At 43.4% G+C, this 12,033-nt stretch carries 11 protein-coding genes; all 11 read left to right on the top strand.

Annotation, left to right across the window (positions count from 1 at the left end; all coding sequences use genetic code 11):
• The first annotated feature begins 623 nt into the window (after positions 1 to 623).
• Positions 624 to 2,000, top strand: a complete 1,377-nt coding sequence (locus NTX75_01155; protein ID MCX5814837.1) for an MmgE/PrpD family protein — start codon at positions 624 to 626, stop codon at positions 1,998 to 2,000.
• Between the two features lie 71 nt (positions 2,001 to 2,071).
• Positions 2,072 to 3,238, top strand: coding sequence for an ABC transporter substrate-binding protein (locus NTX75_01150; GenBank protein ID MCX5814836.1), 1,167 nt, complete (start codon positions 2,072 to 2,074; stop codon positions 3,236 to 3,238).
• Positions 3,239 to 3,280: 42 nt separating this feature from the next.
• Positions 3,281 to 4,174 (top strand): branched-chain amino acid ABC transporter permease, encoded by an 894-nt coding sequence (locus NTX75_01145; GenBank protein ID MCX5814835.1) that lies wholly within the window; start codon positions 3,281 to 3,283, stop codon positions 4,172 to 4,174.
• Positions 4,167 to 5,171 (top strand): branched-chain amino acid ABC transporter permease, encoded by a 1,005-nt coding sequence (locus NTX75_01140; GenBank protein MCX5814834.1) that lies wholly within the window; start codon positions 4,167 to 4,169, stop codon positions 5,169 to 5,171. Before NTX75_01145 ends, NTX75_01140 begins: the two co-directional genes overlap by 8 nt.
• Positions 5,171 to 5,932, top strand: coding sequence for an ABC transporter ATP-binding protein (locus NTX75_01135; protein ID MCX5814833.1), 762 nt, complete (start codon positions 5,171 to 5,173; stop codon positions 5,930 to 5,932). Before NTX75_01140 ends, NTX75_01135 begins: the two co-directional genes overlap by 1 nt.
• Positions 5,929 to 6,642: an ABC transporter ATP-binding protein gene (locus NTX75_01130; protein ID MCX5814832.1), complete on the top strand. Its 714-nt coding sequence runs from the start codon at positions 5,929 to 5,931 to the stop codon at positions 6,640 to 6,642. Before NTX75_01135 ends, NTX75_01130 begins: the two co-directional genes overlap by 4 nt.
• A gap of 259 nt (positions 6,643 to 6,901) precedes the next feature.
• A complete protein-coding gene (locus NTX75_01125) occupies positions 6,902 to 8,446 on the top strand; it encodes an AMP-binding protein (GenBank protein ID MCX5814831.1) in 1,545 nt (514 codons plus the stop codon).
• A gap of 106 nt (positions 8,447 to 8,552) precedes the next feature.
• Complete coding sequence (locus tag NTX75_01120) at positions 8,553 to 9,026, top strand: OB-fold domain-containing protein (protein ID MCX5814830.1); 474 nt, start codon at positions 8,553 to 8,555, stop codon at positions 9,024 to 9,026.
• Positions 9,027 to 9,037: 11 nt separating this feature from the next.
• The gene (locus tag NTX75_01115) at positions 9,038 to 10,189 is read left to right on the top strand and encodes a hypothetical protein (protein MCX5814829.1); all 1,152 of its coding nucleotides are present in this window, start codon (positions 9,038 to 9,040) and stop codon (positions 10,187 to 10,189) included.
• 75 nt (positions 10,190 to 10,264) lie between these two features.
• Positions 10,265 to 11,107, top strand: coding sequence for a 3-hydroxyacyl-CoA dehydrogenase NAD-binding domain-containing protein (locus tag NTX75_01110; protein MCX5814828.1), 843 nt, complete (start codon positions 10,265 to 10,267; stop codon positions 11,105 to 11,107).
• Positions 11,108 to 11,193: 86 nt separating this feature from the next.
• A complete protein-coding gene (locus NTX75_01105; GenBank protein MCX5814827.1) occupies positions 11,194 to 11,982 on the top strand; it encodes an enoyl-CoA hydratase/isomerase family protein in 789 nt (262 codons plus the stop codon).
• Positions 11,983 to 12,033: the final 51 nt, after the last annotated feature.

Here is a 12,033-nt window from a genome sequence, read left to right as displayed (position 1 = left end):
CTTGCTTGTTACGCTCCCTGCATATGTAATTGCAGGAATCGCAAGAAACAGAGCAAGCATTACAACGATAACTTTCTTCATTCTTGCCTCCTTTTTAATTTTGTTCTTAGATATTAAAGCCAACCCCACCTCCTTTATTAAAGTATTTTAAATTAATAGCAAACGTTCGATATTAATTTATTTTAAATTAATAGCAAACGTTCGTTTTATTTGTCAAGAAAAAAATTAAATTATTTTAATAAACAGAATAAGGCATAATGTGATGACCAAAAAAACCGTAAAAGGATATATCAATTTCACTATCCCGATCTGTTTGATCACTCGTAGCTGATCGTACGGCCTATCAATCGTAATACGGTGCTGAGGAGATGCTTAACATACTGAAATTAAAGAATTACCGAAAAAATCCACGACCGTAACATTTTTTTCTTGACAAATAAATCGAACGTTTGCTATAGATTAATATCATGCAGATAAAGTTGGTGAGATTTTCTACAAGGTTCATGAGAGATATTGTTAAGCTCAATGCCAAACAATTTGCATATAAAAGGCTGTAATACAAAAAAGTGTGATGACTCAATTTAGTCGAACAGTATGAAGTGACAATAAGGAGGAAAAGAATTATGGATATCATGGCAACCTTAGTAAGGAATTTACTGGATGTTTCATACAAAGATTTGCCCAGTGATGCTGTAACAGCAGCCAAAAAGAGTATTTTAGATACGATAGGCGTCACCATTGCAGGTTCTTCGGTGAAAGGTTGCCAATTACTTTTAGCACCTATAGAGGAATGGGGGGGGAGGCAAGAAAGCACAATTGCAGTCTTTGGTAATAAAGTGCCATGTCACCTGGCGGCATTGGCTAATGGTACCATGGCGAGGGCGCTGGAGATTGCGGACGTTTTCGATCAATTTCCGCTTCACCCCAGTGCTTCTATAGTTCCGGCCTGTTTGGCTGTTGCAGAGCGAAGAGGAAATGTGAACGGAATGGATTTCGTTACCGCTGTTGCTTTAGGCCAAGATATGAAAATAAGAATGGCCTTAGCGAACAGGCTGGGCCCAATCCAATCAGGACGGTACAATTTGTTTAAAATATTTCCAGCCACCGGAGCGGTGGGCCGGATATTGGGTTTGGATGAAGAAAAGTTGTCAAATGCCATGGGGATAGCCTTTACACACATGGTTGGAGATGCACAGAGCGCTTTCGATGGCGCTATGACTCATTACCTGCAGCAGGGGATCGTGGCTAAATTAGCAATAGAGGCTGTTTTATTGGCACAGGCTGGAATAACCGGTTCAAAGAATGTGCTCCAAGGAAAATATGGATTTTACAATGCTTATGAACCCAACCCAAACATCGATGCCCTTACAAATGATTTGGGGAAAGCATTTAAAGGGACAGAAATCTCCATAAAGATGTATAGTGCCTGTCGTGCCAATCACGAGGCTATTGATTTGGCTCTGGGTTTCGTCAAAGATGATGGGATTAGCCCTGACGATATTGATCAAATCACAATAAAAGTGAACGAGTCTGTGTATGCTCTTGTCTGCCATCCATTGGATCAGAAACGACATCCCAAAACATCAGTGGATGCACAGTTCAGTATGCCATTCGCTGTAGCAGCTTCTCTAGTAAAAAGGGATTTCTTTATTGATGAACTAAAGGAGGATGCAATCACAGATGAAAAAATTCTCAGTATTGCAAAACGTATCACGCCTGTCATTGACAACAGTTGTCAGACGGATTTAGTCATAGGTTCAACCGTTATGATACTGAAGACTAAGGAGGGTAAGGAGCTGTTAAGGAAAACGCAATTTCCAAAAGGAAATCCTAAAAACCCCATAACAATGGATGAATGTGTAAACAAGTTTATAAAATGCACGAAATATTCCGATAGGGTTTTTTCTGAAACCAATATTTCTCGTATTGTTGAATTTATTAGCGAACTTGAGAAAAAGAAAGATATGAGTGAACTTGCTAAACTGCTAGTGCCGACATAAAGAGTCAGGAAACCTAGTATGCTGTTTGGTTTTCGTAGATTGCAAAAATAAATTTATATAGGGGGTTATTAATGAAAAAGCACAGTGTTTTAAAATCGGTTTTGATAGTTCTATTTCTTCTGACGATTTCCTTTTCTGCATTTGGAAAAGAGCCTTACAAAATCGGCTGGTGTGGGCCCTTGTCAGGTCCTGCTGCCTACATGGGTGAGGTTGGTAAGAAAACCGTTATGATGGTAGTCGATCAGGTCAATGCCAAGGGTGGCATCAATGGTAATCTCGTTGAGGTTGTATATTATGATACAGAGAACAAACCTGATGTGACGGTTCAGGTGTTCAACAGACTGATAAAGAAGGATAGAGTGCTTGCCATTGTGGGCCCGACCACAAGTGTTGAGGCTACAGCAGCGGTGAACATAGCGGAACAAAACAAAATACCAACGATAATGCCAACTTTGACCTCAAAAGTTGTGGTGCCTATCAGAAAGTATGTTTTTAAAACACCAATCTCAGATGTGGAGACCGTAGAAAAATCTCTGCAATATTTTAAAGCAAAGGGTCTTACAAAGATAGCCGTGATTACATCCCAAGACGGGTATGGAGAAGCTGGATTGGAGGCAATTGAAAAAACTGCACCCGGGATGGGAATTGAGATAGTTGTGAAAGAGAAGGTTGGCACCATGGATAATGATATGACACCTACAGTTGCAAAAGTCAGAAACAGCGGAGCGCAGGCGTTATTTGAATTCACACACCTTAGACCATCGGTAATTCTCAGCCGCAACATCAAGCAGGTCGGGCTTTCCATTCCGGTTATGAGAAGTATGGGTTGTGTTCAAGATGCTTTCCTTAAGGATGCGGAAGGAACTATAGAGGGTCATACGGGAGTTACTTATAAATTTATAGATGCTGCATCTCTACCCGATGGCGACAGGCAGAAACCTGTTATAGTAAGGTATCAAAGCGACTTTCTTAAGAAGTATGGGCAGAAACCGATCATGTTTGGCGCCAATGCCTATGATGCTATTCATATTTTAGTAGCTGCTTTGGAGAAGGCGGGGCCGGATAAAAACAAAATCAGAGATGCGATTGAAAAAACGACCAACTATATCGGCGTTGGCGGCATTTTCAACTACTCAAGTACGAATCATAGCCCTGATCATGGGAGCGTCATCGTATATAGGGTGGTACGGGGTAAATGGGAAATCGTATATAAGTGGTCTGGGGTAAATGGGAAGTAGCTAAATAGAAAACGATTTTTTCGGGGAAAGGGGATAGAACAAATGGTTGAAATGCTCCAAGCCACATTTTCAGGATTAACGTCCGGAGGCATGTATGCGTTCATGGCGGTTGGAATTGCTCTTATTTACAGTTCAACAAAGATAATAAACTTTGCCCAGGGTGAATTTGTGATGCTTGGCGGAATGATCATGGCAACGCTCTATGGAGATTTTAAGCAACCGCTTTTCTTGTCCTTCTTACTTACTGTCCTTATTGTGGGTGGGATCGGGGTATTACTGAAATGGGTTATGTACCGGGAGAAAAGGAAAGTTCCTTTGGTGACTACCCTGATCATAACCCTTGGAATATCGTCCACCATTAGTGGGATAGCCATGCACGTCTGGGATAAGAACCTTCATAGCTATCCTGCTTTTTTTGGGCAAGATCCGATAATGGTAGGGGGAGCGTCCATGCTGCCCCAGGGCCTATGTGTAATCTTTACAACGATTATCATATTTATGATGTTAGCGATATTTTTCAAGAAATCAATCTATGGTAAGGCAATGCAAGCGTGCGCAATTGACCCGCTTGCTGCCAGCATCATGGGGATAAAGGTGAACAGAATGGTTCTCCTTTCCTTTGTTTTCAGTGCTGTTTTCGGAGCCATGGCTGGAATCCTGATAACGCCTATCGCGATGATGGACTATAGTGGCGGGATGCTTTTGGCTCTAAAGGGGTTCTCTGCAGCATTATTTGGTGGAATGGGCAGTATCATTGGAGCTGTCTTGGGAGGGCTTATAATTGGCTTGCTGGAGTCCTTTGCCGCAACCTATTTGTCTTCCGGGTATAAGGAGTTGATCACTTTCCTGGTGATTATTAATATTCTTTTGTTCAGACCCAGGGGGCTCATGGGTAAGAAATCCTTCCAAGCATTGGGTTCGGTGGAACATGACTAATTTTTTGCACAGAAACGTTGGGATCCTGCTCTTATTAATCATCGTCATGATCCTGCCGGTTGTAATTGGGTCGGGTTTCTACATAAATATAATGATTTCTGTGGCAATTTATTCAGTAACAGCCATTGGCATGTGTTTATTGGTGGGATACGCCGGCCAAATATCTCTTGCTCACGCGGCATTTTTTGCTATCGGTGCATATCTTTCGGCCATCCTGACGACGAAGTGGTGTTTACCTCCATCTCTTGCTTTGTTTTTGTCTTCGATGTCAGTTGGGATAATTGCTTATTTGATAGGGATAGTCGTGCTGAGGTTCAAGGGACATTATCTGGCCATCGTCACACTGAGCGTTCTTGTAATCGTTGAAGTACTCATTAAGGAGCTTTCCTTTATAACTGGCGGAGATCAGGGTTTGTCTGGCATACCTTTCTTCTCTTTGGGCGGGCTTGTTTTTGATAGTGAGCTTAAAATATACTATTTATGTTGGATTATTCTTATTTGCATCATTATATTTTCCCTTAACTTGGTGAATTCAAAGATAGGCAGAAACCTCAGAGCTATTAAGGAGGGTGAAGATGTGGCTAGAATCTTGGGGATTAGGGCAACCAATTACAAGGCACAAATCTTTGTACTAAGCTCTGTGTACGCCGCTATCTCAGGAAGCCTTTATGCGCACTATATGACCTTTATAACGCCCCAAATAGCAAGCTTGGGTTTTGCCTTTGAATTCATCCTGATGGTAGCTTTTGGGGGGATTGGGAGTATCTGGGGGGCGCTCTACGGGGTGGCGGGTATTCTTTTCCTTTCCGAGTATATCAGGGGATTCGACGAATATAGATTGGTCATTTATGGTGTTTCCCTGGTAGTGATCATGATGTTTTTCCCCAACGGAGTGCTACAAGGACTCCAAGGCTTCTCCAGATATCTTAAGTGTTGTATGTGGAACGGGAGACAGAAGATTTTCTTGCATATCGTCTGGGGGAGGCTGATTAAGTGATGCTTAAAGCGAGCAATGTTACGAAACACTTTGATGGGCTAACGGTTCTATCGGAGGTAAACTTCGGCTTGAACGAGGGTATCGTGAAAGGTCTTATAGGCCCTAATGGTGCAGGCAAAACGACACTCTTCAATCTGATTTCTGGGGTTTTTTGTCCGGACAAGGGAAGAATATTCTTTGATGACAGAGATATCACAGGAAAATCACCTGAAGTAATTGCTGTTTTTGGCATATCAAGAACATTCCAGCAACCGCAGCTATTCAAGAGTTTTACTGTACTGGAAAATGTTATGCTCGGTTACCATCACCGAACAAACGCAGAACTTCTTGCTTGTAGCTTTAACACTCGAAAAGCTGCAAATGAAAGGAAAAGAATACGCGATGCCAGTATGGAATACCTGGCAGCAATGGCCCTCGATAAAAAATCCGATAGGATTGCAAATGAGCTACCGCTCGGGGAGCAGCGGCACCTTGAGGTTGCTCGAGCTTTGGCAATGAATCCAAAATTACTTCTCCTTGACGAGCCGGCATCAGGATTGAACGATCAAGAGATAAATATTTTCCGCGACATGCTTTTTAAGATTCGAGACACTGGCATTAGTATTTTTATTATTGAACACAGAATGAAATTCCTGATGGAAATTTGCGACGAGATCCTGGTTCTAAATTTTGGGGTCAAGATAGCGGAAGGAACACCGAGAGAAATACAACAATCGCCGGAAGTTATTGAAGCCTACTTGGGAACGGAGGAAAGTGTTTGATTGAAGTAAGAAAAGTTGATGTTTATTATGGGAATATTCAAGCCTTAAAAAACGTCTCAATTTCGGTCAATAATAGGGAAATAGTAGCGATTATTGGAGCGAATGGCTCAGGCAAATCAACCCTGATTAAGGCTATTACTGGAATGGTCCCCAAACGCTCTGGAGACGTACATTTTGAAGGTCGCTCCATCACTACATTACCATTAAGCCAAATGGTAAGATTAGGTATAGCTGTTATTCCCGAAGGCAGGAGATTATTTGGAACCATGTCGGTAGTTGACAATATGATGTTAGGCGCTTACCCTCAGATAACAAATGGTGGCTTTAAGAAGGTCCAGGAAGAACTGCAAAGAGTCTTTGAACTTTTCCCCATCCTAAAAGAAAGAAAACGGCAACAGGCAGCAAGCCTATCAGGGGGGGAGCAACAGATGTTGGCCATAGGTCGTGCTTTAATGGCAAAGCCCAAAGTCATCCTTATGGATGAACCGTCACTTGGTCTCGCCCCATTGATGGTTGCGGAAATCTTTAGAATTGTAAGGGCACTGAAAGACCAAGGGATCAGTATTCTTCTTATTGAACAGAATGCCAGGATGTCATTAGAAGTTTCCGACAGAACTTATGTGCTAGAAACGGGTAGCGTAATATTGGATGGCAAAAGCGCGGGTCTTTTGAAAAACGAATTAGTAAGAAAGTCATATCTTGGCTATTAACAAACTTCGCATAGGCCTTGATGGGTGATACAACATTGATTGTTAAATGCAATGAAACTTAAATATATGTTGACTAAGGAGTAACGCAATTGAGTTTGCCTTGTGTCTATGCACATAGTTGTCTGTGTCTATGCGCGGATTCTATGCAGAGAAATGATACAAAAAATCGAACGATTAACATTATTTTATCTTGACAAATAAATCGAACGATTGATATAATTATATATTGAACAAATCGTAATTTTAAGGAGGTGCTTTTATGAGGGTTATAGGTGATATTGTCCGGTTAAATGCCAAACGATTTCCAAACAAGAAGGCTGTGATAATGGAAGACAAGTATCTCACCTTTCTCCAGTTGAATCAACAGGCTAATCAACTAGCTCGGGGACTTGTTTCGATGGGTTTAAAGTCGGGAGACAGGGTAGCTGTTTTAGCTTTCAACTCTCTTGAGTGGATTATTATTACTTACGCCCTTGCCAAATGTGGTGGGGTAATAGTACCGGTTAACTTCAGGTACAAAAGAGAGGAATTGATTTATGCAATCAACAATTCTGAAAGCAGCATCGTTTTTTTTGGGCAGGAATTTGCAGCCATGGTTGAAGATGTAAGGACAGGGTTTAATGCAATGCCTCGTCTTATTGCAATTTCTGGTGAACCCGTGGATGCAGGGCTTAGCCTGAGAAAATTAATGGACGGTCAGTCAACTTCTGAACCAGATATTTGTATAGATCCAAACTGGCCGCTCAGTATTACATATACCAGTGGAACAACAGGTACTCCAAAAGGCGTGCAGGCATCACATTCGGCATTTATGAACATCTACACAGGCATGGTAGTGGAAGGAGATGTCGAAGACAACGAGATTACGTTAGTAGGGCTTCCCTTCTTTCATGTTGCAGGCATGCACGCCCTTATACAGCCAACATTTTTCAGAGGGGGTACGGCTGTAATCATGGGCGCAGGGTTCGATCCTGAAGTAGTCCTCGATACTGTAGCACGTTATCATATCACCATGACTTTGTGGGTGCCTACCCAGTTGGCGATGTTGATTAACCACCCTGCTATCAATAAATATAATGTGTCTAGCTTGAAGAAAATATGGTATGGCTCCTCACCAATCACCCCCCCCGTTCTTGAAGGTTGTTTGGAGCGATTTAAAGCTGACTTCTATCAATTTTACGGACAGACCGAAACAGGAATGGTTTCGGTGCTTAGACCAGAAGACCACCGTGGTGGAAAAGCTCAGTTTACCGGTAGGGAATTTTTTAACTCGGATTTGAGGTTCGTCGATGAAGACGGACAGGGTGTCGAGATAGGCGAGGTGGGTGAAATCGTTTCTCGCCAGGAAGGTCTTGGCATGATTGGTTATTACAAGATGGATGAGGCTAACAAGGCAACTATCCGGGATGGCTGGATACATACCGGGGATCTGGCCAGATTGGAGGGGAACGGTTATTTCACAATTGTTGATCGCATAAAGGACATGATTATTAGCGGAGCCGAGAACATCTATCCAAAGGAAATCGAAGACATTATTAGTCGCTATCCCGGCGTAAGGGAAGTAGCAGTGTTTGGTATCCCGGATGATATATATGGTGAATCTGTATGCGCCGCAATTGTAAGGGACCCGGGAAATGAATTTACTCAGGAAGAGGTAATCAAATTCTGTGCTGATAAGCTCTCCAGTTATAAGAAGCCTAAGCGTGTGGAGTTTATGAATGAACTACCGAAAAACGCCTTCGGTAAAGTGACCAAAAATATCCTACGCGAACCCTTTTGGGCAGGCAGGAAGAAAAGAATATGAAAGAGGTGAAAGAAGGAATGGGTGGTACCAACAGAAAAGGGCTGCCAACAGATTTATAGATAAAAAGTGTATTTGTAAAGTGACTAATATAAAAGGAGGCAAAACCATGAGTGACGTGTCAAAAGGTGAGATAATTATTTCTCGTACTTATCCCACAATCGGTCTTGATCTTGAAACAGTGGTTCAACCAGGACTATTTAACTATCCCCTTGCAAACGGCGAAAAAGCTGCCCTTCTCGCTAATCGGTGCAGGAGTTGTGGAAGAACATTTTTCCCAAAACGCTCTCTTTGCCCGGAGTGTTTTGTGGATGGCGAAATGGAGGAGGTAAAACTTGATACCCGGGGTATCATTTACAGCACGACCGTCGTCACGGTCCCGTCGCCTGCAGGTATCAAACCACCCTACGCATATGGTTATGTGGATTTACCGGCAAATAATGTAAGGGTTTTTGCTCTTTTTGCCGGGGCAGACCCGAGAACATTTGTTCCTGGTCAGGAAGTTGATCTCGTGGTGGAGCCAATTATGGTGAACAAACAGGGGCAAAAGGTTATTGGATATAAATTTAGAAAAGTACTATAGAGGAGGCTATTATGAGAGACGTATTTGTTACAGGAGTTGGCATGACGGTTTTTGGTAAACATTCCGACAGAAGCCTGCGAAACCTCGGTTATGAAGCATGCCTCAATGCGCTCAAGGATGCTGGAGTGAAACCGCGAGAGGTTGAGGCCGGATATTGCGGAAATGCTTTGGCTGCTGCTCTTCAGGGTGAGACAGGTGTTGGACAAAATGCTTTCTGGGAAGTGGGTATAAGTGGGATACCGGTTGTAAATATGGAAAATGCCTGTGCTTCGGGATCAACTGCCCTCAGGGAAGGGTGGTTGGCGATAACAGGAGGACACTATGATATGGTCATAGTTGCAGGGATTGAAAAAACTGTAATGCCAAAAGGTACCCCCCTCAATGTGGGCACTGCTGAACTCGAAACTAAACTGGGTGATATTTTTCCAGGATTTTTCGCATGTATTGCCCAGAAGCATATGGAGAAGTATGGAACTACAAGAGAGCAAATGGCTAAGGTCTCGGTGAAGAATCATTATAATGGTTCCCTGAACCCCTATGCCCAGTTCCAGAAACTCCTAACTGTTGAAGAAGTTCTTAACTCCCCCATGATTGCCGATCCAATCAACCTATACTCCTGCTGTCCCAATAGTGATGGTGCTGCAGCTGTGATACTCTGCAGCGAAAAGTATGCTCGAAAGACTAATGGAAGATCGATCAGAATTGTCGCCTCGGTACTCACTTCCGGAATTTATGATTCCCATAGGGATTTTTCGGGTTTTGAGATAGAACAAAGAGCTGCCAAGAAAGCATACGAAATGGCCTCCTTAGGACCCAAGGATGTAAATGTAGTTGAGGTCCACGATGCTTTTACCATCTGCGAAATACTCCACTACGAAGGGCTTGGTCTGTGCCCACTTGGGGAGGGAGGTCGCCTCATAGACGAAGGTGAAACCGAACTCACTGGTAGGGTTCCTGTTAACCCGAGTGGAGGTTTGCTGGCAAAGGGCCATCCCGTTGGAGCATCCGGTGTTGCGCAGATAGTAGAACTCGTATGGCAGTTAAGGGGTGAAGCTGGAAAGCGGCAGGTAAAAAACCCGCGAGTGGCTGTAGCACAGATTATGGGTGGCAGCAAGGATACCGATACAAAGGGCTGCACCGTACATATCCTTGTTAAAGATTAGATTAGCGAAACAGTACGGAAAGTTTGCTTAAATTGAAACAATATATAAACCATATGGAGGTTATAGATGATTGAGATCAAGAAAGTGGCTGTTTTAGGTGCGGGAACTATGGGAAATGGTATAGCGCAGGTATTTGCGCAGGCTGGGTTCCCGATAGCAATAACGGAAATCGAGGACAAATTTCTCAAAAGAGGTATCGATGCAATCAAAAAAAGCCTGAGTATGATGGCAAAGAAAGGAAAAATATCGGAGGAACAAGCATCTGAAGTGGTGGCAAGAATCAAAGGAACCATGGACCTCAAGGAAGCTGTGCAGGATGCGGATTTTGTGATCGAGGCCATTCCTGAAGATCTTAACCTGAAACAATACACCTTTAGGCAGCTTAACGACTTTGCACTTCCACATGCAATCCTAGCAACCAATACATCGACAATAAGTATTACCGCTATCGCATCGGCGACAAAGAGACCTGACAAAGTAATCGGTATGCATTTTGCCACACCCGTGCCAGTAATGAAAGGGGTTGAGATAATTAAGGGACTCGATACTTCCGAGAGTACGCTTGAGGTTGCCAAGCAGATGGTGCATGCCATAGGGAAGGAATATTATGTCGCCAAAGACTGCCCAGGATTTGTGGGCAATCGTGCATTTCCCCTCTTTCTCAATGAGGCATTTAATTCACTCTGGGAAGGTATTGCAACTGCGGAAGATATCGACAAAATGGCGAAGCTGTCATTTGGACATCCTATGGGCCCGCTGGAATTAGCTGATTTTATTGGCTTGGATCAACTGCTTAAAGGTATGGAGTATCTCTATGGGGAGCTAGGCGAAAAATATCGCCCAAGCCCTTTGCTGAAGCAGCTCGTTGCCGCCGGATACTTCGGGCGAAAAACTGGAAGAGGAGTTTTTAAATATTAGTGAGCATGCAATCCAACAAGGGTACATCGTCCGCGATCGGATGGATACACTGAGCGACGTTAGCACGCAATCTAAAGGGGTTGAACATGGAATATAAATGCATCCTTTTTGAGAAGAGTAATAGTGTGGCTAAAATAATTTTTAACCGGCCAGAAGCATCAAATTCTTTGAACAGAGAAATGGTAGTAGAAATTGGACATGCGCTTGATGAAGCCGAAAGAGACAATGCCGTTAGGGTGTTAGTCGTTACAGGCAAAGGAAAAGCATTCTGCGCCGGAGCGGATCTAAAATATGCGAAAGACGAGCTCAGCAGTCTGTGGGCTCAGCAAGAATTCTTTCGCTTTGCAAATAAGACCGTAATCGAACGGATTGAGAATCTTAGCAAGCCCGTCATTGCCTGCGTGAACGGTTTTGCCTTTGCCGGCGGGTACGAACTGATGCTTGCCTGTGACCTTGCTGTTGCCGCGGAAAGCGCGATGATTGCTGACCAGCACATCAACTACGGATTGGTTGGACCAGGAGGTAGCACCCAAAGAACAACGTGGCTTGTCGGACCCCGGATGGCTAAGGACATCATTCTGACCGGAAAGAGGATATCTGGTAAAGAGGCACAACGGATAGGACTGGTGAATTATGCAGTCGCTCCCGATGAACTGGAAAGTTTTGTCGCCAAGCTTGCGTCGCAACTCGCGGAAAAGAGCCCGGCGGCACTAAGAATTGCCAAAAGTCTGATCAACAGAGCTTTACAGATCAATATGTCCCTTGCGGCGGAACTGGAAGTCATGTCAGCGATTGTAAATGCTACTTCAGAGGATTACTCTGAGGGTATAACGGCCTTCAACGAGAAAAGGAAGCCAATCTTCAAGGGTAGATAGGGTAGATAAGTTAGACAGTGATTGAGATTGTAGCTTCCCAAGTCTTTTGGT

This window comes from Pseudomonadota bacterium (assembly GCA_026388315.1).
Lineage (GTDB): Bacteria > Desulfobacterota > Syntrophorhabdia > Syntrophorhabdales > Syntrophorhabdaceae > MWEV01.
Note: the sequence above shows the minus strand (reverse complement) of the source record. Positions and strands in the feature narration are given on the sequence as shown.

Coding starts and splice junctions, on each gene's coding strand:
- NTX75_01155 (MCX5814837.1), top strand. CDS start 624: ATGGATATCATGGCAACCTTAGTAAGGAATTTACTGGATGTTTCATAC.
- NTX75_01150 (MCX5814836.1), top strand. CDS start 2,072: ATGAAAAAGCACAGTGTTTTAAAATCGGTTTTGATAGTTCTATTTCTT.
- NTX75_01145 (MCX5814835.1), top strand. CDS start 3,281: ATGGTTGAAATGCTCCAAGCCACATTTTCAGGATTAACGTCCGGAGGC.
- NTX75_01140 (MCX5814834.1), top strand. CDS start 4,167: ATGACTAATTTTTTGCACAGAAACGTTGGGATCCTGCTCTTATTAATC.
- NTX75_01135 (MCX5814833.1), top strand. CDS start 5,171: ATGCTTAAAGCGAGCAATGTTACGAAACACTTTGATGGGCTAACGGTT.
- NTX75_01125 (MCX5814831.1), top strand. CDS start 6,902: ATGAGGGTTATAGGTGATATTGTCCGGTTAAATGCCAAACGATTTCCA.
- NTX75_01120 (MCX5814830.1), top strand. CDS start 8,553: ATGAGTGACGTGTCAAAAGGTGAGATAATTATTTCTCGTACTTATCCC.
- NTX75_01115 (MCX5814829.1), top strand. CDS start 9,038: ATGAGAGACGTATTTGTTACAGGAGTTGGCATGACGGTTTTTGGTAAA.
- NTX75_01105 (MCX5814827.1), top strand. CDS start 11,194: ATGGAATATAAATGCATCCTTTTTGAGAAGAGTAATAGTGTGGCTAAA.